The organism is Algibacter sp. L1A34 (genome assembly GCF_009796805.1).
GTDB lineage: Bacteria > Bacteroidota > Bacteroidia > Flavobacteriales > Flavobacteriaceae > Algibacter.
The window spans coordinates 1122647-1146109 of record NZ_CP047029.1 but is presented as its reverse complement, the minus strand read 5'-3'; the positions used below and the strand labels follow the sequence as shown (position 1 = coordinate 1146109).

Genomic DNA, 23463 nt, shown 5'->3' with positions numbered 1-23463 from the left:
TTTGAACTCTAAACTTACCGACCAAATTAAAGATAAATTTGATGCTATTGATCAAGATGTTGATGCGCATTTAGAAGGCTTACTGCATAGTAAGCCTATTAATTATTGGGATTATATACAAACCGATGCGTTGTTGAGTTTGCAAGTACAACGTACTGTTTTTCCAGACGAGTTGGTTTTTATCATGTACCACCAGGTTAACGAATTGCTGTTTAAAATGGTGCTTTCGGAAATGGATCAAATTGCAAAAAATGATACTATTGATACCGAGACGTTTACATCTAAATTAATGCGCATTAGTCGCTATTTTGATGTGTTAACATCTTCATTTACTATTATGAAGGATGGAATGGACGTGGAGCAATACAATAAATTTAGGACAACTTTAACGCCTGCAAGTGGGTTTCAAAGCGCACAATATCGTAAAATTGAATTTGCTTCTACGGAGCTAATTAATTTAATCGATAAGCGTTTTAGGGATACGTTTGATAAAAACTCATCTTACGAAAATGCTTTTGAGCATTTGTATTGGCAAGCTGCTGGTAAAGATTATAAAACAGGAAAAAAAACGTATACATTGTCTGATTTTGAAGGTCGATATAAAGACGAATTTATTAGATTTATAAAGTTTTATAAAAACAGCAACTTGTGGAGCAAATTTAAGGAGCTTCCTAAAGCATCGCAAGAAAATGAAGAATTGATTGATGCCATGAGGCATTACGATTATACGGTGAATATAAAATGGGTTATGGCCCATTATAATACCGCAAATCATTATTTAAATATTAACGGAAAAACAGCCGAGGCAACCGGAGGAAGTGAATGGGTGAAGTATATGCACCCCAAATACCAAAAAAGAATATTTTTTCCAGATTTATGGACAGAGCAAGAAAAAGAAACGTGGGGAACAAATATATAATTCTATTAGCATGCATATTGGTTTTTATAAGTTGTAAAGACGATGAAAAGCAAGACGAGGTGGTAGATCAAGAATTGGCTTTAGTTGAAATGCCAGAAGAGAATTTTGAATTTGGTTTTAATTTAGACGATTTTATCGTGAAACGGGATACTATTAAAAGTGGTGATACTTTTGGTAAAATCCTAGATAGGAATCATTTAAGTTATCCTGAGATATTCAATATAGTTGAAAAGGCAAAAGATAGTTTTAATGTTAGAAGTTTACGGCCGGGCAAACCTTATACGTTGCTGTGTGCTAAAGATTCTTTACAAACACCTAAATGTTTTGTTTATCAACCAAATGTAGAGGAGTATGTAGTTGTTAATTTTCAAGATTCTATCCATGCTTATACAAGTAAAAAACCAATAAAATATATTGAAAAAACGGCAACAGGTGTTATTACTAATAATATTTCGCAAACTTTAGAAGAGCAAGGGTTAAGTCAGCGTTTGGCCTATAAAATGGCAGATGAGATTTATGCTTGGACTATAGATTTTAGACGTTTACAGAAAGGTGATCGGTTTAAAGTTATCTATACCGATAAATATATCGATGATACTATTTATGCTGGAGTTCAAGATGTAAAAGCCGCGTATTTTGAGCATAATAGTGAACCATTTTATGCTTTCGAATATGTAACAGATTCTACTAAAGGTATTGTAGATTATTTTAGTGATGAAGCTAAAAATTTACGACGTGCCTTTTTAAAAGCACCAGTTAAGTTTAGCAGAATATCTTCGAGATATAATTTAAAAAGACGTATTGCTGTTTACGGTTTTAAATTAAGACCACATAAAGGAACCGATTTTGCTGCACCAATTGGCACGCCTATTATGGCGACGGCAAATGGAACAGTTTCTAAATCGACCTACTCTGGTGGTAACGGTAATTATGTAAAAATTAGGCACAATGCCACTTACGAAACCCAATATTTACATATGAAAAAACGTAATGTAAAACCGGGGCAGTTTGTAAAACAAGGCGATGTTATTGGTTGGGTTGGCATGACAGGGAATACTGGAGGGCCACATGTATGCTATCGTTTTTGGAAAAATGGTAAACAAGTAGATCCATTTAAGCAAAAATTACCTGAAGCAAAAGGGATTTCAGATTCATTAAAAATAAAATATTTAGAATTTATTGAGCCTATAAAAAAACAACTGGACGCTGTTGATTTCTTGGAAGATGTTTTCGACGATCAAAAGCAAATAGAACCTACAATAAAACAAAATACTAACGCAATATCATTTAATAATTAATCTTATGGCATTACCAAACGTAAATCCGACAACAACAGCATCTTGGAAAAAACTGCAAGCGCATTTTGAATCTGTAAAAGATGTACATATGAAAGATTTATTTGCTCAAGATAAATCGAGAGCAAATAATTTCACTATTAAATGGGATGATTTTTATGTAGATTTTTCTAAGAATAGAATTACTGAAGAAACACTTAAGTATTTATTAGAATTAGCTGATGATGTGAAGCTTAAAGACGCCATTAAAAGTCAGTTTGCTGGAGAGATAATAAATGAAACCGAAGGAAGAGCCGTTTTGCATACAGCCTTAAGAGCACCAGAAGATGCCGATTTTAAAGTAGATGGTGTTAATGTGATGCCGGAAATATATCAAGTAAAACAAAAAATTGAAGGTTTTACAAATGAAGTTGTAAGTGGCGCAAGAAAGGGGTATACAGGAAAAGCATTTACCGATGTTGTAAATATAGGTATTGGAGGATCGGATCTTGGACCTGCTATGGTGGTAGATTCACTTCAATATTATAAAAACCAACTAACAACTCATTTCGTGAGTAATGTAGATGGCGATCATGTTAATGAAGTTATTAAAAAATTAGATCCAGAAACTACATTGTTTGTTATTGTTTCTAAAACATTTACTACACAAGAAACACTTTCTAATGCAAATACGTTAAAGGATTGGTTTTTAAAGTCAGCAAGCAGTGATGCTATTGCAAAACATTTTGTTGCAGTTTCTACTAATATTGAAAAAGTAAAAGGTTTCGGAATTGATGGAGATAATATTTTCCCTATGTGGGATTGGGTTGGTGGTCGTTTTTCACTTTGGAGTGCTGTTGGGTTAACCGTAAGTTTAGCTGTTGGTTATAAGAACTTCGATAGCATGTTAAAAGGGGCTAACAAAATGGACGAGCATTTTAAAAATGAAGATTTTGAGTCTAATATTCCAGTTGTTTTAGCATTATTAACGGTTTGGTATAATAACTTTTTTAAAGTAGAAAGTGAAGTGGTAATTCCATATTCACAATATTTAAACCAATTTGCTACCTATTTACAACAAGGTATCATGGAAAGCAATGGTAAAAGTGTAGATAGAAATGGCAATCCTATAGATTACCAAACAGGAACTATTATTTGGGGAGAACCAGGAACAAATTCTCAACATGCCTTTTTTCAATTAATACATCAAGGAACAAAGTTAATTCCAGCCGATTTTATTGGGTTTACTAAGTCGTTACATGGTAACCAGGATCATCAAGATAAATTAATGTCTAATTTTTTAGCGCAAACTGAAGCGTTATTAAATGGTAAAACACAAGCCGAAGTTGTTGCCGAAGGTACAAGTGAGACAATAACACCTTTTAAAGTATTTAAAGGTAACAAGCCAACAAATACCATTTTTATAGATAAATTATCACCAGAGAGTTTAGGTAAACTAATCGCGATGTACGAGCATAAAATATTTGTTCAAGGTATTATATGGAATATCTTTAGTTACGATCAATTTGGTGTAGAGCTAGGAAAACAGTTAGCGTCTAAAATTTTAAAGGAATTTAGTGGTGATGTTAATAATGAACATGATTCTTCAACTCAAAATTTATTGAATTATTATAAGCGATTTAAGTAAATTGATAGAATATTCTTATACAAAAAGCAAAAAGGCCTTGATATTTTTAATATTAAGGCCTTCTTTTTTATAGAAATTGTTAAATTTGTTAACATTTACTTAATATTGGCCCGCAATTTATCCGTATTTTTGCACCGACTAATTTCAAATAATTAATTACATAATTAAAATTATGAAAAAAACAGCAAATTATTTATTACTAACTGTGGCACTGTTATTCAGCACAGTAATTATGGCACAAAGTACTATTACAGGTACTTTAGTGGAACAAGGTATTGATATGCCTCTTCCTGGTGCTAATGTATTAGAGAAGGGAACAACTAATGGAGTTGTAACAGATTTCGACGGAAACTTTACTCTTAAAACAAAATCGGACTCAGGTGAGATTGTAATTACTTATGTTGGTTACACATCTAAAACAATTCCTTTTTCAGGGAGTGCTTCTTTAGGGAGAGTTATGTTAGCGCCTAGCCAAGTAGGTTTAGAAACTGTACAAATTATTGCATCTGTGGCGGTTGATAGAAAAACGCCAGTTGCTGTATCTACAATTAAATCGGCAGATATTGAGCTTAAATTAGGAACACAAGAATTTCCTGAAATTTTAAAATCTACACCAGGTATTTATACAACGAAAACAGGTGGTGGATATGGTGATGCTAAAACAAGAATTAGAGGTTTTCAATCAGAAAACGTTGCTGTAATGATTAACGGTATTCCTGTTAACGATATGGAAAATGGAGCTGTTTACTGGTCTAACTGGGCTGGTTTAGGTGATGTTACTTCAACTATGCAAGTTCAAAGAGGTTTAGGTGCTTCTAAAGTGGCTGTACCTTCTATAGGTGGAACAATTAATGTGATCACAAAAACAACAGATGTTGAAGAAGGTGGTAGTGTGTTTACATCTATCGCAAACGATGGTTACGAAAAATATGGTCTTACATACTCTACAGGAGTAAATGATAAAGGTTTTGCTGCAACAGTTTCTGCTGCTCAAACTAGTGGTAACGGTTACGTAGATGGAACAGAATTCACAGGTGTTTCTTACTTTGTTAACCTTTCTAAAGAAATAAACGATTTTCATAAACTTTCGTTTACTGCTTTTGGTTCTAAGCAACGTCATGGTCAAAGACAAAACAGACAGTTGATTTCTACTTTTGAAAATAGTGAAAGAGGGAGAAAATTTAATGCAGATTGGGGTTATAAAGATGGACAAGTATTGCATCAAGAAGATAACTTCTATAACAAACCACAAATGTCTTTAAATCATTACTGGACTTTAAGTGATAAAACATCTGTTTCAACCGTAGCTTATGCCTCTTTTGGTTCAGGTGGTGGTGGTGGAACCGCTGGAGATAATAAATTTACTTTCGATAGTACAGGATATAGTGAATATAGAAATGGTCTTTACGGAACTATTGATTTCGATAAAATTGTTGACGAGAATATTGCAAATGGAGCAAACGGTTCTACAACTGCTTTAAGAGCTTCTAGAAACGACCATAATTGGTACGGAGTTTTATCAACTTTAAAAACAGATTTATCTGATGATATAGTTTTATTAACAGGTCTTGATTACAGAAACTACAAAGGAATTCACTTTTCTGAAGTAACAGATTTATTAGGTGGTCAATATTTACAAGAAGATGATAATGTTGTAAACAATCCAAATCAAATACTTAAAGTTGGAGATAAAAGAAGTTACTATAATGATGGCTTAGTAGGTTGGTTAGGTGCTTTTGGACAAATAGAATATGATGTAAACGAAAACTTTAATACGTTTTTATCTGCGGCATTATCTAACACTTCTTACAAGAGAGTTGATTATTTTGGTTATTTAGATACAGATCCGTTACAAGAAACAGATCGTTATAATTTCTTAGGGTTTAGTACAAAAGGTGGTGCTAACTATAGATTAGATAATAACCATAACGTATTTATGAATATTGGTTATTTTGAAAAAGCAGCTGATTTTGATGCTGTTTTTCAAGAATTTGATAATGAGCATATTAATGAAAATGCTGAAAATCAAAAAATATTTAGTTTTGAATTAGGGTACGGGTTTAGAAGTGATAAACTTACTGCTAACGTAAACGTATATAGAACAACTTGGAAAGATAGAACGGAAACAGCTTCTTTTCAGCAGCCAGATGGTACAAATGCATTTGCTAATATTTTAGGTGTAAATGCAATTCATCAAGGTTTAGAGGTTGATTTTATTTATAAAGCTACCGATAAGTTAAACATTACAGGGATGATGTCTTTAGGAGATTGGAGATGGGATAACAATGTAACAGATGTTCAAATTCTTGATGAAGATCAAAACCTAATATCTACAGTAGATCTTTTCATAGAAGATTTACATGTTGGTGATGCTGCTCAAACAACATTAGCTTTAGGTTTAAACTACAAGTTAACTCCAGATACAAGAGTAGTTTTAGATTACAATTATTTTGGAGATCTTTATGCTGATTACGACCCTAGTGATAGAGGAGAACCTGGTGATGATGCTTGGAAATTACCAGATTACGGATTGTTTGATGCCGTAGTTAGTCACGGTTTTAAATTTGGTCCATTTGATGCGACTTTAACAGGTCGTATAAATAATGTGTTTGATACAGAGTATGTAACAGATGCTTTCGATGGTACTGCTGATACTGCACTAGTGTATTTCGGTACAGGTAGAACATTTAGTGTTGGAGCAAAACTTAAATTTTAAAAAATATTCAAAATGAAAAAAATAATATATTATTTATTAGTTCTAGGAGTAGTCTTTACAGGATGTAATCCTTTAGAAGATATTACTGATGATATTCAAGAGCGTGATATAGAAGGTGTCGATTTTATTAAAGGTGTAGAGCAATATACTTTTACTGATGAGGATTATGAAATCTATGAAGATGAATTAGATTTTGAGACTTATTTTTTAAACCAGGATCTGGCCGATTTAGTTATTCCAGATTTCTTAGCAAATAAGTACCCTGTTTGGGGAGAAGGTTCTTTAGTAAATGTTGGATATAATCTTTATAGCCCTACGTTACTTGAAACAATGAGTACTACCGAAACTTTAGCTGGTTTATCTGGTATTGAGGGGTATTTAAGTTCAAATTATGAAACTGCTTCAAATGGAACATTTTTAGAGTTAACATACAATGCTGAGGTTTTAGCTTATGAATTATCTAGTGCTGATTTTGAAACTATTGGAGCTGCTTTAGCTGATAAATACCCGAACCCTGCAGATAATGCTGCAAGTTATGGGAATTTTGGTAGATGGGATTCTAGTAGTTCTTATTGGTCTGATGATATGATATTAGAAGCAATGGATGCGCTTTTAGCAGGTAAATATGCTGCTGGTCAAGTAGTTTCTGTTTCTTTTGCTACTTATGGTCCTTCAAGCTCAGAATCTTTTACTTTACAATATGATGGAAGTAAATTTATAGATTTAGGTTTTGAAGTCGTTGCTGAATCTGGAACAGAATATACGCTTTCAAGTACAGACTATGATGATATTATTGCTGGACTTATAGGAGAAAACCCTGGGCCAGCAGGAAACTTAGATGCTTATGGTAGTATTGATGTAAGAGAGACAAGTGATAACTATTGGAGTCAAGAATTGATTTTAGAAGGTTTAAATCTTATTTTACCAACAGCTGCAGAAGGTGATATTTATGTGGTAACTTATACCATTTATAATGGATCGACTACGACTCAAGTTATGACTCTTAAATACGAATCTGGAGAATATGTTGTAAACCCAGCAATTATTACAGAAGTTACAACGATAGTAGCGAAAAATAATGGAGATTGGGTATTCCCTTATGTTTTCTCTAGTGCCGATTATGATTTGTTAGGTGAATCTTATGGTAACTTTGATTCTGGATCTATCTACAAATTAGAGATCTTCTTAAAGTCTTTATATCCTTATGCTCAGGCTGGAGATGTTTCTACTGTTCAATATAGGTATTATAGTAGTGGTGAAACAACTACTAAATATGGATCTAGTGTTTTTGATGGTGATAAATGGTCTTTACCTCAAGATATAATTGAAACTTCATTCCAATATGGTTTTGAAGATGGTCAATGGGTTCCAGATAACACAATTAATTACTCATTACTAGCTGCAGACATTACTTTAATTTCTACTGCACTAATAGAAGATTATCCTGGGCCAGCAGATAACTTAGGATTCTATAAAAGTTTTGATAGAAGAGATACTAGTGATAACTACTGGGATGATGAGACACTATTAGAAGCTTTTAATGTTTTATTAAACGCAAGAGATTCTGGAGCAGAAGAAGGACAAAAATATGCTGTATCTTATGTAGCATATACAGGTGCTACGGTAACAGAAACTCAGTATGTAGTTAAAACTGATGGAGTTTGGGTATACCAATAATAACCACACTTTAATTAAATAACAAGAAAAAACCTCTCACTTTATGTCAGAGGTTTTTTTTGCTAAACTTTTTTATTATGAAATATTTATATCTATTTTTATTTGTAATGTTTTTTGCTTGTAGCGGAAGTGATGATAGTGTGGCTATAGAGCCACCTGTAGCAACTAACGATGCTGCAAGTACACCAGAAAACACACAAGTAATAATAAATGTGTTAAGTAATGATGTACTTACAAATAGTGCGGAACTTACCGATTTCGATGCAGTCTCTGCAGAAAATGGAGTTATTACAGAAATCTTAAATAAACTTATTTATACACCTGCTGATAACTTTAGTGGCACAGATACGTTCACTTATACTATTTGTAATGGCTTAAGTACGCCAATTTGTGCAACAGGTACAGTTACGGTTACAGTTACGGATAATGGCACTGCACTGGCTGTAGACGATGCTTTAGAAGTTTTAGAGAATACAACTACTGTACTTGATGAGTTATTAGATAATGATACTATAGTAGACGGTGCGGAATATGAGTCTATAGACACAACTTTAACTAATGGAACTGTTGTTTTAAATGATGATGGTACAATCGGTTATACTGCTACGAATGGTTTTGCAGGTGAAGACACATTTACATATACCATATGTGATAATGATGTAAACCCAGAATGTTCTACAGCTACTGTTACTATTACTGTTTTAGATGAAGGAACTCCTGAAGCGACTAACGATACTTACTCTGTGGTTTTAGATTCTTCTTTAAATATCTTTAATGTTCTATCTAATGATGATATTATTGATGGTGCATTAATAACGGATACTGATAATTCGTTGACACAAGGTGCTATTACTTTAAATTCAGATGGAACAATAAGCTATACAGCTCAATCTGGTTTTGAAGGCACTGATACATTTACCTATACTATTTGTGATAACGATGTTCCAACTGCACAATGCTCAACAGCAACCGTTACAGTATCAGTTGTAAAACCAATAAGCTTTAATATCTCTTCTAGTTTAGGGGATTATTACGATGGTGTTATTTTTACAGAAGATGCCGATTTAATGTTCAATCAAATTTCTGCACATACGCAAGATATGCACACGGTAATATTAAGTTATACACAACGTCATGATTATTTATATAATGCCGATGCCGATTTATCAAATCAAGATAATGTAATTTTAATGTATACTGGCGAAAGTAGATATTGGGAGGAGTATACTTCAGGAAATAATCCATATGCAACACAAACTTATAACACAGAACATATTTTTCCACAATCTAGGTTAAGTTCGGATATAGCAGTTTCAGATTTACATCATCTAAGATCTGCTGATGCAACAGTTAACAGTGATAGAAGTAACTATCCATATATCGATGGAAGCGGAACTAATAAATTAATTGGAGAAGCTTGGTATCCTGGTGATGACTGGCGTGGTGATGTTGCTAGAATGGTAATGTATTTAAACATTCGTTACGGAGAGGATTTTGATAAAGTTGGTGGTTTAGAGCTTTTTAAAGCATGGAACGTTGCCGATCCAGTATCAGCCTTTGAAGAACAACGTAACAACGTAATTTATGCCGCACAAGGCAATAGAAACCCTTTTATTGATAATCCATACATAGCTACTTTAATATGGGGCGGTACGGCTGCAGAAAATAAATGGGAATAAGAATTATTCTAATTTAGAAATAAATTAAACCGCTTCAATCGAAGCGGTTTTTTTATAAATTATAATTACTATTTTTGCATCAATAATTAAAACAAAACATTCATGTACAACATTGTATTATCACTCCATTCCTATTGGGCGTATTTAGTATTAATAGTTTTAATAATTGCAGCGGTAAATGCTGTGATAAAAACTATAGGAGATAAAGAATACGAAAACAACGATTTTAGAATATCTTTATTCACCTTAATAGTATCGCACATTCAATTAACTATTGGTTTAATATTGTATTTTGTATCGCCTCGTTTAGCATTATGGGGAGAGCTAGGAGGAAAAGTGATGAGTAACTCTATTGCAAGATTATACTTGGTAGAACATCCATTTGTCAATATTATAGCAATTGCATTAATTACAATTGGTTATTCTAAACACAAAAAGAAATTAACTTCAAAAAACAAGTTGAAAACCATTGCAATTTTTTACAGTATTGCTTTAGTATTGTTTTTATCAAGAATTCCTTGGAGTACTTGGATAGGCTAGAAAATAAAAAGTATTGTAATATTCAGATCCTTCAGGTTTTTAGCTTGAAGGATTTTTTGTTTTTAAGGCACTTCTTTAATCAAATAAATATAAACAGGAAAGTGATCACTAAAGCCATTGTTAAACCCGTGATACCCAAAACTTCTTAAAGGATAACCCTTATATGCTCCATTTTTAGTGATAATATAGTTTTTGTTGTAAATACCTGCTTTGTAAAACTGAAATGACGAGTAATCTTTTTCAAGTAAAGGTTTCGTAATCATAATTTGATCGAATAAACTCCAAGCATCTCGATAAGCTGTTGTGCCAATACCGTTTTTATAGAAATTAATATAAGGATTGTAAATGCCTTTTAAACCCAATTTTTTAGAGGGTTTAGCCTTTAAAATTTTTTTAACGCTCGCATTATTTGGATTATCATTTAAATCCCCCATAATAAACACTTTGGCATACGGATCTATCATCTGTAAAGAATCTAAAAGATGCTTGCTTAATTTGGCTGCAGCCACACGTTTTGGTCTGCTTTTAGCCTCGCCACCACGTCGCGATGGCCAATGATTCACAATAAGATGAATGGTTTCGTCTTCCAATTTTCCACTTACTAGTAATTGTTCACGAGTATAAACGCGTTTGTTAGTATCTGCATTGTAAATTTTTAATTCATGAGAGCTTGTGCTTATAGGTGTAAAAGCTTTTTTTTGATATAACAAGGCAACATCAATTCCACGTACGTCTGTGGAGTTATAATGCACAATACCATAATCTTTATCCACGAGAAGTGAATCGTTTACTAGATCTTCTAAAACGGCTTTATTTTCAACCTCGCAAACACCAATAATACTTGGTGAGTTTTCAGAAACATCTTTACCGATATCGGCAATAACACGTGCCATATTCCTTATTTTTTTCTTGTAAACGGGACCTTTATCCGTTTTCAATTCCATCATGGGGCTATATTCATCTAGTTTTGACGTATCATTTATAGTATCGAATAAATTCTCTAAATTGTAGAAGGCAACCGTATGAATTTTAAACTTTTTATCCTGTGCATTTGTGTTTAAAAAGACCATGAAAAATAAACCGATAAAAGCGATTTTTAAACAATTCATTCTTTCATATAAGAATGAAACTACAGGTCTGTTATTGCAAAGATTACATCTAATTTCTTGAAATTCTTTTAAGTATTTAACTGTCAATTGATTGTTTTTTGTTATAATTGAAGTAATAAAGATACGTATGAATAAAATAACCCTTATTTTTTTATTCGGAATTTTTTCAATATCCCTCCATTCACAGCAAACTTTTGTGAAAGGTAGCCTACTCGACGCACTCACTTTTGAACCTATAAAAAATGTTTTTGTTGACATTGAAGACAGTGATTTATCAACATATTCTAATGCTTTAGGTGAATTCGTGTTTGATAAAAACCTGCCGTTAGGCGAGCAAATGCTAAGGGTTTCTAAAAAGGGTTATATCTCAAAACGATTCCCAATTATTATAAATGAAGGTGAAACTGTAAATATTTCCGATATCACATTAGATATTGATGCTAGCGCGACCAGTGATTTATTTACCATTACATTAACCGATGATGAATTGAACGACGATTCTAGCGGTGCCGATAATATTTCGGGATTATTAGCCTCATCTCTCGATATTTTTCAACGTACAGCAGCATTCGAGTTTAGTCAGTCTTTTTTTCGTCTTCGCGGATTAGATTCAAAAAACAGTACCATTTTAATCAATGGTATCGAAATGAATAAAACCTACAACGGTAGACCGCAATGGAGTAATTGGGGCGGTATAAACGATGTATTGCGTAATCAAGAATTAACCACAGGCTTAACACCATCAAATTATAATTTTGGAGGTGTTTTGGGGACAAATAATATTAATATTCGGGCATCTCAAACTAGAGCAGGTGGGCGGTTAACCTATTCTTCTTCTAATCGAAGTTACAGTAATCGGCTTATGGCGAGTTATGCTTCTGGTTTGTTAAAAAATAATTGGGCATATACATTAACGTTAGGTCGTCGATGGGGAAATGAAGGCTATCAAGATGCGACGAGTTATAATTCAAATTCCTTTTTCACTTCCGTGGAAAAAATAATAAACAAAGACCATAGTTTAAGCTTTTCTGCAATTTACACACCAAATCGCAGAGGTAAATCGTCTCCAAATACACAAGAGATTTTCGATTTAAAAGATATAAAATACAATGAATATTGGGGATGGCAAGATGGTGAAAAACGAAATTCTAGAATAAAAGAAGTAAACGAACCCATTGTAATGCTTAACCATTACTGGAATTTGAATAATAAAACTAAGTTAAATACAAACATTGGTTATCAATTCGGGAAAATGGGAAATAGCCGTTTGGACTATAACGGTAAAGATTTAATTGATGGTTTTCCGCAAGGTGGTGGTGCTAACCCTAGTGCGGCATATTATCAAAAATTGCCAAGTTATTTTGAACGTAATTTTCCAGATGAGTTAGGTTTTGCCTATCAAGCATTACAAACATTTCAGGACAGCGGGCAAATAGATTGGGAAGCCATGTATAGCACTAATATAGCAAATACTCAAAATGGAGGGAATGCCACGTATGCTTTGTATGAAGATCGTGTAGATGATCGGCAACTCACCATAAATTCGATTTTGAATAAAGAAATAAACGACCACATTAATATTAATGCAGGTGTAAATTTTAAAATTTTAAATTCCGAGAACTTTGCTGAGGTTTTAGATCTTTTAGGAGCAGAAACTTATTTAGATATCGATGGATTTGCAACAAATATTAACGAAGCCCAAAATGATTTATTAAATCCAAACCGTATTGTTGGTGTGGGTGAGAAATTTAAATATGATTATAATATTTTTGCGAACGAAATTGGAGGATATGCTCAAACTCAATTTTCATATAGTAATGCAGATTTTTATGTAGCTGCCAGTATCAAAAATACCGAATATCAACGAGAAGGTATTTATCAAAATGGAGGATTTCCAGATAACTCATTAGGGAAAGGCGAGAAATTAAGTTTTATGGGTTTTGGTGCAAAAGCAGGTTTTACTTATAAGCTATCGGGTAAACATGTGTTTAATTTTAACGCAGGTTACATTACTAGGGCACCAACATTACAAAATACGTTTTCAAACTCTAGAGAAAATCATAATATTGTTCCAGATATTACTGAAGAAAAAATAACATCTGCCGATGTAAGTTATGTCTTTCGTTCGTCCATGATTAAAGCGAGACTCACAGGGTATTACACAAAAGTGACTGATGCTAGCGAAATTTCATTCTTTTTTGCCGATGGTATTGGTGGCGATAATTTGGCCTTTGTACAAGAAATTCTTCAAGGCATTGAAAAACAACATATCGGTGCCGAATTTGGTGTTGAAGCCCAAGTAACACCAACCATAAAATTGAAAGGCGCTGCCGCTATCGGGCAGTTTATATACAATAATAATCCAAACCTGTTTCTGTCTACCGAACCTGATGATGAAGCATTAGCTGCTGGTTTTATAGATGGTTTTAAAGATTTTGGACAATCTAAACTAAAAAATTATAAAATTGCCTCTGGGCCACAAAATGCATATTCAGTAGGTTTTGAGTATAGCGATCCAGATTATTGGTGGTTTGGAGCTACGGCAAACTTTTTCGCAAACACTTATATAGATGTGAGTCCGTTAACGCGTTCTTCAAATTTTTCAACAGATTTTGATGGTAATGTTTTTAATGATTATGATGAGGTTTTGGCTAGAGAACTTCTAAAGCAAGAACGGTTTGATAATTATATGGTGGTGAATTTAATTGGCGGGAAATCGTGGAAGGTTGGGGACTATTACATCGGTTTTTTTGCAAGCATAAATAATTTATTAGATCAAGTTTATAAATCTGGAGGTTTCGAGCAAGGCAGAAATGCAAATTACCGTGAACTTAGAGATGATAAAGCTTTAGATACACCTGTTTTTGGATCGAAATATTGGTATGGTCGTGGAACTACATATTTCTTGAATTTGAATGTGAGATTTTAAATGAAAATGAAAAAACACTAAGTTAAAAAGACAGCTAATACCATGCAGAGCTTGTTGAAGCAACAAATAATATAAAAACATTAATCATGAAAAATTTTAAAATACTAATTGTCATTTTTCTGATGCATACATTAATAACTTCTTGTGTAAAAGACGACGATTACGGCATTCCTGATATATCATTTACGGAGCCCATAATTCCTCAGGATAAAATAACAACCTTTAAAACTATAAAATCACTTTACGACCAGGCGGTAAATAGTGGCAATTCAACGGCTAGAATTGATGAAGATTCAGAATTATATATTGAAGGTTATGTGGTGTCTTCCGATAAATCGGGAAACTTTTTTGAGGAATTAATTATTCAGAATAAAATAGATGATTCTAGCCCAGATAACGACCCGAGATTAGGTTTTCAAGTGGTTATCAATGTGTCCAGTTTATCCGATACGTATCAATTTGGACAAAAAGTATATGTAAAAATGGCAGGATTAACCATTGGAGAAAGCAGTGGTATCATTGCCATAGGAAAAGGGGATGGTGCCCGAGTAGAACAAATTCAACCTGCAGAATATAAAAGTATTATTATTAGAAGTAATGAAATTGCCGAGATTCAACCTAAAATATCAAGTATAGCTAATTTAACAAGTTGGGATTATAATACCTTGATTAAATTAGAAAACATGCAATTAAACCGGTTTGAATTAGGAGCAACATTTGCGAGTGAAACTATAGATGAATACGACGGTATTAGAATTCTAGAAAGTTGCCATACAGGAGTTTCAATACGCATGCAAACAAGTACGTTTTCCGATTTTAAATCTTTAATTGTTCCGCAAGGAAAAGGAACGATAACGGGGATTTTTGGTCGTGATTATGGCGACGATTTTAATGTACTTGTTGTAAATAGTTCGGCTGATATTAATTTTGATGACATTGAACGTTGCGACCCTATGGAATTAAGTTGTGGTATTGCTTCAGTCTTAGGTACAGGGAATTTGTTTTATGAAGATTTTGAACCTCAAAAAAATAATAAACCCATAGTAATTGATGGTTGGACAAATTATATTGAAGCAGGAACGGAAGCTTGGGAAGGGTATTCTTCTACATCTTCGAACGAGTCTTTAGGACGTTCGGCACGGTTTCAATGTTCTAGCTCGGGAGACGATTCTAATATTGGTTGGTTAATTACACCTGCAATTAATTTGGACGAGCAAGAGGGGGAAACACTTCGTTTTAAAACATCAAATAGTTTGGCAGATAGTAGTTTTTTAGAAATCTTATATTCCTTAGATTGGGATGGTACCGAAGCTAATATTGATACAGCAACTTGGGGTGCTTTATCCGATGCTTATGTGGTGAAAGATACAGACTCTTTTGTACCGTGGTTTAATTCGGGAGCAGTAGATTTATCTTGTGAAAGTGGAACTATGTACATCGCGTTTAAATTTACAGGAAGTGGCCAAGATACCTTCGATGGTATTTATGAGTTAGATGAAATTAGTGTGGATTTTGTGGAAGAATAATTTGTTATTTAGACTTAACAAGTTTTAAATAAAAAGTCTAATTTCGTCGCATGACTACATTCGATATTCTATTCTATCATTTTTTTAATCACTTCAAATTAAAGAAAAACAAAAATGCCAATAGCATTGCTACTTTTTACGTTTCTTTTTTACAATGCAGTTTACTATTACTTTTAGGTGTGTTTTTTGCTAAGTTTTTTAGAAAAATGCACATGGATACTATGTCGTCTGGCAAAGCATGGACACTTTTTGTACTTGTTGTTATATTTATTTACTTTAGAAACTGGATGTACTACGGTGGTCGAAAACGTAAAGTATTAAATGCTAAAATAATTAAAAACAAAAAGCTTAATTATAATATTTATATGCTTTGGTTTTTGCCTGTTGTTATTTTAGCATTAACAATGGTACTGTTGCAGGCGGTTTAAAAAGTGTAATTACTTCTTGAAAATAGCGTAAACCGGGAAATGGTCGCTATAACCACCTTTGTAGCGTTTGCCAACGTAAGTTCTGTACGGCGCGCCTTTGTATCTGCCTTCAAATATTTTTAAAAAGTCTTCATCAAAAATATTAGATAGGCTGTATTCATATAAGTTATCCGAAGTTTTGAAAAAGTTAGTTGAAATCAAAATTTGATCGAATAAATTCCATTGCCTATTATGTTTGGTGGTACCACGATTAAAAGAGCGTAGCGTTTCCATAGGGTTGAAAAGACTATAATTATCAACCAAACGTTTAATACTGTTATTGTGCGGATCGTCATTAAAATCGCCGATTGTAATAATTTTAGCTTCGGGATCTTCTAAGGTGATGTTAGAAATAATTTCGCCTACTTTATCAGATGATGCAATGCGTTTGTGTTCCGTTTCTTTTTCACCTTCGCGTCTAGAAGACCAATGGTTTACAATAACATGAATTTTTTCACCATCTAAAATACCAGAAACCAATAGCACATCGCGCGTATAATCTGGGAGACCTTTATCGTTTTTTAATTCAACTAGAAATGGTTCTGAGTGTAAAACCTCAAAAACATCTTTATCATAAATTAAAGCGACATCAATACCGCGCTCATCCGGAGAATCATAATGAACATAACCGTAATTGTAGGGTTCTAAATGTTTCGATGCAATTAAATCTTTGATCACTTTTGCGTTTTCAATCTCGGCAAGACCTATAATAGCGGGTTGTCTACCCGTTTCTCGTCTTCCTATGTTAGAAATTACATAACCTAATTTTCTAAGTTTATTATCGTATCGTTTTGGTGTCCATTTTTTAATGGATTTAGGTGTGAAATCATTGTCGTACTTTAGTTTATCATTAAAAGTATCAAACAAGTTTTCAGTATTATAAAAGGCAATAGTTTGTAAATCGTTACGAACGGGAATGTCATCAAAAGGTTCTATCATATCTCAAAAATAGGCTTAAAAATATTAAAAATAAAATCAACGCAATTGTGTAACTTTGTATTATGATAGAAGAGAAAGATATTTCTTTAGAGCGCGCAGTATTAATAGGCGTGATTACTAAAGACCAAAACGAAGAAAAATCTAAAGAATATTTAGATGAGTTGGAGTTTTTAACCTATACCGCAGGCGGATATGCCATTAAGCGTTTTACGCAAAAAATGGATATGCCTAACCCAAAAACCTTTATTGGTACCGGTAAAATAGAAGATGTACGTGTATTTATAGAAGCAAACGATATAACCACCGCTATTTTTGATGACGAATTATCGTCAGCTCAAGAGCGAAATATTAGTAAAATCTTAAACGTAAAAGTTTTAGATAGAACGAATTTAATACTTGATATTTTTGCACAACGTGCACAAACGAGTTATGCTCGTACGCAAGTAGAATTGGCGCAATGTCAATATTTATTACCGCGTTTACGTGGTATGTGGACGCACCTTGAACGCCAAAAAGGGGGTATTGGTATGCGTGGACCTGGTGAAACAGAAATAGAAACGGATAGACGTATTGTACGCGATAAAATTGCATTGCTAAAAGATCGTATTAAAATTATAGATAAGCAAATGGCCGTGCAACGTGGTAACCGTGGTAAAATGGTTCGTGTTGCACTTGTGGGGTATACCAACGTTGGTAAATCTACTTTAATGAACGTGATTAGTAAAAGTGATGTTTTTGCTGAAAATAAACTTTTTGCAACTCTTGATACTACGGTGCGTAAAGTGGTTATTCAAAATTTACCATTTCTTTTATCTGATACCGTAGGGTTTATTAGAAAATTACCAACACAACTTGTAGATAGTTTTAAAAGTACACTAGATGAGGTTCGTGAAGCCGATTTACTGTTGCATGTTGTAGATATTTCTCATCCAAATTTCGAAGAGCACATTGCTTCTGTAGAGAAAATTTTAGGTGAAATTAAAAGTGGCGATAAACCAACTATTATGGTGTTCAATAAAATTGATGCCTATACAGCCGAACATTTAGATGATGATGATTTAGAAACAGAACGTGGTGCAAGACATTATAGTTTAGATGAATGGAAGAGTACCTGGATGAGTAAAGTGGGTAACAATGCACTCTTTATTTCTGCACTGAACAAAAAGAACTTAGAAGATTTTAAAAAGCGTGTTTACGATGAGGTTCGTGAAATCCATGTAACTCGTTTTCCTTACAATCAATTTTTATATCCGGATTACAATTATGAAGATATGGAATAGATAAAACCACATATGGCATTACTAAAAAGTTTATTTAGAAATAAATGGGTGAAACTAGCGCTTATTGGTTTCATTTCCGTTTTAATATTTTTTATAGGGCTTTACATCAGTATTTATTTAGGGGCTTTTGGTAAAATGCCAACATCTGTAGAATTAAGTTTTATTAAGCAGGAAGAAGCTACTCAGGTTTTAGATCAAGAAGGAAAACTTATCGGTAAATATTATGTTTATGATAGGCAACCGCTGCATTTTGAAGATTTACCAAAACATCTTATTGAAGCTTTAGTTAATACCGAAGATGTTCGCTTTTTTGAACATGACGGTATCGATAACGTGAGTTTAATACGGGTTTTTGTAAAAAGCATTTTACTTCAAGATAAATCTGCAGGAGGTGGAAGTACTATTACTTTACAGTTAGCAAAAAATCTATACGGTAGAAATAATTATCGATTTTTTAGTATGGTGATTAATAAGTTTCGCGAATCTATTATAGCGAAACGTATTGAAACCATATATTCAAAACATGAGATTCTTACCATGTATTTCAATACGGTGCCTTTCTCTGATAATACTTATGGAATTGAAAGTGCCGCACGTAAATTTTTTAATAAACCAGCGTTTGAACTTTCTGTAGATGAAGCGGCTACTTTGGTTGGCTCCTTAAAAGCAAATAATTATTACAACCCGAGATTGCACCCAGAACGAAGTGTAGATAGGCGTAATGTTGTACTTAATCAAATGGTTAAATACGGGAATATGCCTCAAGATTCCGCTAATTTTTATGCAGAAAAAGCATTAGGTCTAGATTATAAATCTTTTAATCACGATGTGGGTATTGCACCTTATTTTAGAGCGCAGGTTAAAAAGGAATTGGCGATTATTTTAGATAGTATTAAAAAGCCAAATGGAGAGGCTTACGATTTATATCGCGACGGACTTATAGTACACACCACTTTGGATATGGGTATGCAAAAAATGGCAGAAGAAGCCATGAAAGAGCACCTTACAGCGTTGCAGAATAGTTTTGAGCGTTCTTACGGAAATGCTGCGCCATGGCAAAAAAACAAAAAATTAATAGATGCTGCTTTAAAAAAACTACCACAGTATAAATTATATAAAGAAGCAGGTTTAACCGAAGCTCAAATTAGAGATTCGCTCTCTATAAAGCAAGATACAGAATTGTTTCAATGGAAAGGTGATAGTATCATGAAAGCGAGCGTGATTGATAGTTTACAGCATTATTTAAAGTTTTTAAATACAGGTATGTTAAGTATCGAACCTCAAACAGGTGCGATAAGGAGCTATATTGGAGGTATTGATTATCGTTATTTTAAATACGATCATGTATCGCAAAGTGAACGTCAAGTAGGTTCTACTTTTAAGCCTTTTGTTTACACAGCCGCTATTGAGAATGGTATGAAACCTTGTACTTATTTTTCTTTAGCTGAGGTTACTTATAGCAATTTTAATAATTGGACGCCTTCAAATTCTGGAGGTGAAAATGAAGATCCCTACATTAACTATAATCTTGAAATGGCATTGAGTAATTCTGTTAATACCATTGCTGTAAAGGTTTTAAATGAAGTTGGAATTCCGAAGGTATTAGAGCAAGCAAAACGAATAGGTATTAAAAAAGAGTTACCAAATTTACCTTCTATAGCGCTTGGTGTTGCGGAAATTAACTTAAAGGAACTTACGGGAGCTTATGCTAGTTATGTAAACGATAGCAAACCGGTAACGCCTTATGCTATTACTAAAGTTACAGATAGAAATGGTAGAGTTCTAGCGGAGTTTAAGCCAGAAGAAGCGGAGCCTGCTTTTAAGGACTATACACGGCAGGTTATGTTAGAAATAATGCAATCTACAGTTAATAAAGGTACAGCGTCTAGATTAAGATCAGTGTATGGTTTAAATAATGATATTGCTGGAAAAACCGGAACAACACAAGATAATAAAGATGGTTGGTTTGTTGGAATTACTCCAAAATTAGTAACCATAACTTGGGTTGGAAACGATAACCAAGCTATTGGCTTTAAAACAACAGGATTAGGGCAAGGTGCAAATTCTGCTCTTCCTATATTCGCGAAGTTTTATTCTAAATTGAATAAGGATTCTAAGTACAATGGCATAACAAAAAGTCATTTTGAAACACCTACCGATCAAGTGGTTTCCGATCTCGATTGTAATGAAGAAAAACGAGATGGGTTACTAAAAAGAATATTCAGTAGTAAAAAGAAACAACGAAAATTTAAAGGCAATAAAGAATAGTTGAAACAAAAAAAACGCACATCAATCGATGTGCGTTTTTTGTTTCTTCCGTTAAGGAAAAAGTTATTAGAATTTATAACTTAAACCAACAGTGTAGTAAGATTGTAATTTATTATCTACAGAATCAAAAGTTTCAGTAGTATTACCTAACGTTGCAATAGAGTAGTTAAGCGCTTCTTGTTTGTTGCTTCTTAAACCAAAATCGAAACCAACACCAATCATTTTCCATAATGTATAGCTAAAAGAGTTCGACCATGTAAAGTTCGATAAATCTCCAGATTTGTAGCTTTGGAATGTAGAAAAGTTTGTTTTGAAGTTAATAGCTCCAATTTGTCTTGTGTAATCTGCAACTATTTTAGCGCCTAAAGATGAATCGAAAACTGAATCACCATCAGCAAATACAAAGTTGTAGTTTAAAGGGTGGATAACCACGATTAAGTTTTCAATAGGTGTCCATGTCGCACCAATACCTAAATCTAAATATCCAGGGTCGTTAAAATTATCAAGTAAAGTAGTTCTGTATTCAGCTAAACCAGAAGCAGCTAATGTTTTAGTTATATTTCTACCGTATAAAGATGAAATACTAAAAACATCAGTTGTTGGGCTAAAGCTATCATCATCAGTAGCATCATCTTTATTATCTAATTTTACCCAGTTTAAATTTGTGTTTAAAGAGTTTCTCCAAAAGAATTTATCTTCAATTAAATTAGCAAAAGCATTTACAGTAAAACCAATGTTACCAGATGCATTGTTTGGTGTTCCTTGAGAATACCAGTTGTTAAAGTTAGATAAACTACCACCAATAGTACCAAAAGCACCTTTTCTCCATCCTGGAAGCGCATCAATTTTAGCTTGTAAAGCATTTGCTTCACCTTGAGCAGCGTCTGCAATAGCTTGTTTTTCTGCTTTTTGAGTGTGTAATTCTTCTTTAGTCTGTGCATTTACCGAAAACATTCCGATACATAATGCAAGTAATAATAACGTTTTTTTCATTTTTAGTTTGTTTTAAATTGCGTGCAAATATAAGTTATTTCACAAATTTTTTAAAAGGACACGTTACAAAATACTCAAAATAAAATATGAGGCTTTTATAAATGTATCCATACATTAGACGCCATATTTGTATGGACGTCACAATAAATTTGAAAATTATTTCTTTTTATAAAGTGGCACTGAAGAACAAGCTTCTCCGTACATAATAGATTTTGCAAAAGGTTGCAATTTATTAGCCAACATAATGTAGGCGTTTTGTGGTACGGGTTTTTTAGAACAACCTTTTATAATGATGGGTTTGTCTTTAAACTCGCTGACATCTAGAGTGTTAATAACATCTTGATAGATAGATGTTTCTAGATTATCGAGGTTGCCAATGATAGTTTTTTTAGCAAAAGGTTCTAAGTGAATACTTAAAAGCATGTAAGCCCAACCGGGTACTATGGCATCTGTACTGCAAGTTAAGGCTATATATGCGCCTTGATATTGCTCCCAATTAAATTCTGATGCATGGGTTCTAAAATCTTTTTCACGCAAAACAAAGCCTTCAAAAAGCCAATCTTTTATATCAAAAAGCACACGGTTGCCTTGAGGATAATAATCTTCAAGATTAACCGTGATTAATTTACTATTCGCAACGCGATTTATTATTTCGTCTGGCATAATTATTTTAGAAAATGTAATAAAAACTTAATACTATTTTTAAAGCATTCCAAGTTCTAATTTTGCTTCTTCGCTCATTAAATCTTGCGTCCATGGTGGATCGAAAGTAATTTCAACTTCGGCACCTTTTACTTCGTTTAGAGATTTTACTTTTTCTTCAACCTCTAATGGCAATGTTTCTGCTACTGGGCAGTTTGGCGTTGTTAAGGTCATTAATATTTTTACGTCGTAATCTTCATTTACAAATACATCGTAAATTAAACCAAGTTCGTATATATCAACAGGGATTTCTGGATCGTAAATAGTTTTTAATACATTAACTATTTTTTCGCCTAATTCGGCAGTATCTATAGGTGTTTCGCTCATTTTTTAGATTTTTTTTATTTCCGCGAAGGCGGAAATCTTATTGTTTTATTTGTGTTTGGTAAGCAATAGCATACAATTTTAATTGCTTTATCATGCTTACTAAACCATTTGCTCGTGTGGGAGACAAATGTTCTTTTAAACCAATTTTATCAATAAAATCGGTGTTGGCATTAATAATATCTTTTGGATGCTGATCGTTAAACACACGAATTAAAATAGCAATAATACCTTTAGTGATTATAGCATCACTATCTGCGGTAAACTCTATTTTATCGTCGTTTAATTCGGCATGTACCCAAACTTTACTTTGGCAACCTTTTATGATGTTGCTGTCGGTTTTGTATTGGTCGTTAATTAGGGGTAAATCTTTCCCTAAATCAATCATATATTGGTAACGTTCTTCCCAGTCTTCAAACATGGAGAATTCGTCAATTATTTCGTTTTGAATGTCTTCAATAGTCACAGTAATA

General features: G+C 33.2%; 18 protein-coding genes. 12 read left to right on the top strand and 6 right to left on the bottom strand.

Features of this window, described 5'->3' with window-relative positions; all coding sequences use genetic code 11:
- The first annotated feature begins 1 nt into the window (after position 1).
- From GQR97_RS05055 to GQR97_RS05025, 7 genes are all read left to right on the top strand, one after another.
- A complete protein-coding gene (locus GQR97_RS05055; protein ID WP_158846109.1) occupies positions 2 to 919 on the top strand; it encodes a tryptophan 2,3-dioxygenase family protein in 918 nt (305 codons plus the stop codon).
- On the top strand, positions 877 to 2217 hold the full coding sequence (locus GQR97_RS05050; RefSeq protein ID WP_158846107.1) for a peptidoglycan DD-metalloendopeptidase family protein: 1341 nt from the start codon (positions 877 to 879) through the stop codon (positions 2215 to 2217). The genes GQR97_RS05055 and GQR97_RS05050 overlap by 43 nt, the downstream gene beginning before the upstream one ends.
- Before the next feature lie 4 nt (positions 2218 to 2221).
- On the top strand, positions 2222 to 3841 hold the full coding sequence (gene pgi / locus GQR97_RS05045; protein WP_158846105.1) for a glucose-6-phosphate isomerase: 1620 nt from the start codon (positions 2222 to 2224) through the stop codon (positions 3839 to 3841).
- Positions 3842 to 4013: 172 nt separating this feature from the next.
- Positions 4014 to 6557, top strand: a complete 2544-nt coding sequence (locus tag GQR97_RS05040; protein ID WP_158846103.1) for a TonB-dependent receptor — start codon at positions 4014 to 4016, stop codon at positions 6555 to 6557.
- Between the two features lie 12 nt (positions 6558 to 6569).
- The gene (locus GQR97_RS05035) at positions 6570 to 8234 is read left to right on the top strand and encodes a hypothetical protein (protein WP_158846101.1); all 1665 of its coding nucleotides are present in this window, start codon (positions 6570 to 6572) and stop codon (positions 8232 to 8234) included.
- A 77-nt stretch (positions 8235 to 8311) separates the two neighbouring features.
- On the top strand, positions 8312 to 9913 hold the full coding sequence (locus GQR97_RS05030; RefSeq protein WP_158846099.1) for an Ig-like domain-containing protein: 1602 nt from the start codon (positions 8312 to 8314) through the stop codon (positions 9911 to 9913).
- A gap of 102 nt (positions 9914 to 10015) precedes the next feature.
- On the top strand, positions 10016 to 10453 hold the full coding sequence (locus GQR97_RS05025; protein ID WP_158846097.1) for a hypothetical protein: 438 nt from the start codon (positions 10016 to 10018) through the stop codon (positions 10451 to 10453).
- Positions 10454 to 10515: 62 nt separating this feature from the next.
- Here the strand turns inward: GQR97_RS05025 and GQR97_RS05020 are convergent, their stop codons facing one another.
- On the bottom strand, positions 10516 to 11562 hold the full coding sequence (locus GQR97_RS05020) for an endonuclease/exonuclease/phosphatase family protein (RefSeq protein WP_158846095.1): 1047 nt from the start codon (positions 11560 to 11562) through the stop codon (positions 10516 to 10518).
- Between the two features lie 127 nt (positions 11563 to 11689).
- Between GQR97_RS05020 and GQR97_RS05015 the strand changes: the two genes are divergently transcribed.
- The 3 genes from GQR97_RS05015 (at position 11690) to GQR97_RS05005 (ending at position 16445) form a co-directional block, all read left to right on the top strand.
- Positions 11690 to 14491, top strand: a complete 2802-nt coding sequence (locus tag GQR97_RS05015; RefSeq protein WP_158846093.1) for a TonB-dependent receptor — start codon at positions 11690 to 11692, stop codon at positions 14489 to 14491.
- A gap of 86 nt (positions 14492 to 14577) precedes the next feature.
- Positions 14578 to 16017 carry a DUF5689 domain-containing protein gene (locus tag GQR97_RS05010; RefSeq protein ID WP_158846091.1) on the top strand — a complete coding sequence of 480 codons (1440 nt, stop codon included), beginning with the start codon at positions 14578 to 14580 and terminating at the stop codon, positions 16015 to 16017.
- Positions 16018 to 16067: 50 nt separating this feature from the next.
- Positions 16068 to 16445 (top strand): hypothetical protein, encoded by a 378-nt coding sequence (locus tag GQR97_RS05005; RefSeq protein WP_158846089.1) that lies wholly within the window; start codon positions 16068 to 16070, stop codon positions 16443 to 16445.
- A gap of 9 nt (positions 16446 to 16454) precedes the next feature.
- Here the strand turns inward: GQR97_RS05005 and GQR97_RS05000 are convergent, their stop codons facing one another.
- Positions 16455 to 17423 carry an endonuclease gene (locus tag GQR97_RS05000; protein ID WP_158846087.1) on the bottom strand — a complete coding sequence of 323 codons (969 nt, stop codon included), beginning with the start codon at positions 17421 to 17423 and terminating at the stop codon, positions 16455 to 16457.
- Positions 17424 to 17485: 62 nt separating this feature from the next.
- Between GQR97_RS05000 and hflX the strand changes: the two genes are divergently transcribed.
- Positions 17486 to 18703 carry a GTPase HflX gene (gene hflX / locus GQR97_RS04995; protein WP_158846085.1) on the top strand — a complete coding sequence of 406 codons (1218 nt, stop codon included), beginning with the start codon at positions 17486 to 17488 and terminating at the stop codon, positions 18701 to 18703.
- A gap of 12 nt (positions 18704 to 18715) precedes the next feature.
- Complete coding sequence (locus GQR97_RS04990; RefSeq protein ID WP_158846083.1) at positions 18716 to 20971, top strand: transglycosylase domain-containing protein; 2256 nt, start codon at positions 18716 to 18718, stop codon at positions 20969 to 20971.
- Positions 20972 to 21037: 66 nt separating this feature from the next.
- On the opposite strand, the gene GQR97_RS04985 is transcribed toward GQR97_RS04990, so the two are convergent.
- The 4 genes from GQR97_RS04985 to GQR97_RS04970 form a co-directional block, all read right to left on the bottom strand.
- Positions 21038 to 21964, bottom strand: coding sequence for a DUF3078 domain-containing protein (locus GQR97_RS04985; RefSeq protein WP_158846081.1), 927 nt, complete (start codon positions 21962 to 21964; stop codon positions 21038 to 21040).
- A gap of 156 nt (positions 21965 to 22120) precedes the next feature.
- The gene (locus GQR97_RS04980) at positions 22121 to 22627 is read right to left on the bottom strand and encodes a DUF2480 family protein (protein ID WP_158846079.1); all 507 of its coding nucleotides are present in this window, start codon (positions 22625 to 22627) and stop codon (positions 22121 to 22123) included.
- Between the two features lie 39 nt (positions 22628 to 22666).
- Positions 22667 to 22993: a DUF59 domain-containing protein gene (locus GQR97_RS04975; protein ID WP_158846076.1), complete on the bottom strand. Its 327-nt coding sequence runs from the start codon at positions 22991 to 22993 to the stop codon at positions 22667 to 22669.
- A gap of 37 nt (positions 22994 to 23030) precedes the next feature.
- Entirely contained in the window at positions 23031 to 23456 is a 426-nt protein-coding gene (locus tag GQR97_RS04970; RefSeq protein ID WP_158846066.1) for a SufE family protein, read from the bottom strand.
- Positions 23457 to 23463: the final 7 nt, after the last annotated feature.

Coding starts and splice junctions, on each gene's coding strand:
- pgi (WP_158846105.1), top strand. CDS start 2,222: ATGGCATTACCAAACGTAAATCCGACAACAACAGCATCTTGGAAAAAA.
- GQR97_RS04990 (WP_158846083.1), top strand. CDS start 18,716: ATGGCATTACTAAAAAGTTTATTTAGAAATAAATGGGTGAAACTAGCG.
- GQR97_RS05025 (WP_158846097.1), top strand. CDS start 10,016: ATGTACAACATTGTATTATCACTCCATTCCTATTGGGCGTATTTAGTA.
- GQR97_RS05010 (WP_158846091.1), top strand. CDS start 14,578: ATGAAAAATTTTAAAATACTAATTGTCATTTTTCTGATGCATACATTA.
- GQR97_RS05050 (WP_158846107.1), top strand. CDS start 877: ATGGACAGAGCAAGAAAAAGAAACGTGGGGAACAAATATATAATTCTA.
- GQR97_RS05020 (WP_158846095.1), bottom strand. CDS start 11,562: ATGAATTGTTTAAAAATCGCTTTTATCGGTTTATTTTTCATGGTCTTT.
- GQR97_RS05035 (WP_158846101.1), top strand. CDS start 6,570: ATGAAAAAAATAATATATTATTTATTAGTTCTAGGAGTAGTCTTTACA.
- hflX (WP_158846085.1), top strand. CDS start 17,486: ATGATAGAAGAGAAAGATATTTCTTTAGAGCGCGCAGTATTAATAGGC.
- GQR97_RS05040 (WP_158846103.1), top strand. CDS start 4,014: ATGAAAAAAACAGCAAATTATTTATTACTAACTGTGGCACTGTTATTC.
- GQR97_RS05005 (WP_158846089.1), top strand. CDS start 16,068: ATGACTACATTCGATATTCTATTCTATCATTTTTTTAATCACTTCAAA.
- GQR97_RS04985 (WP_158846081.1), bottom strand. CDS start 21,964: ATGAAAAAAACGTTATTATTACTTGCATTATGTATCGGAATGTTTTCG.
- GQR97_RS05000 (WP_158846087.1), bottom strand. CDS start 17,423: ATGATAGAACCTTTTGATGACATTCCCGTTCGTAACGATTTACAAACT.
- GQR97_RS04980 (WP_158846079.1), bottom strand. CDS start 22,627: ATGCCAGACGAAATAATAAATCGCGTTGCGAATAGTAAATTAATCACG.
- GQR97_RS04975 (WP_158846076.1), bottom strand. CDS start 22,993: ATGAGCGAAACACCTATAGATACTGCCGAATTAGGCGAAAAAATAGTT.
- GQR97_RS05015 (WP_158846093.1), top strand. CDS start 11,690: ATGAATAAAATAACCCTTATTTTTTTATTCGGAATTTTTTCAATATCC.
- GQR97_RS05030 (WP_158846099.1), top strand. CDS start 8,312: ATGAAATATTTATATCTATTTTTATTTGTAATGTTTTTTGCTTGTAGC.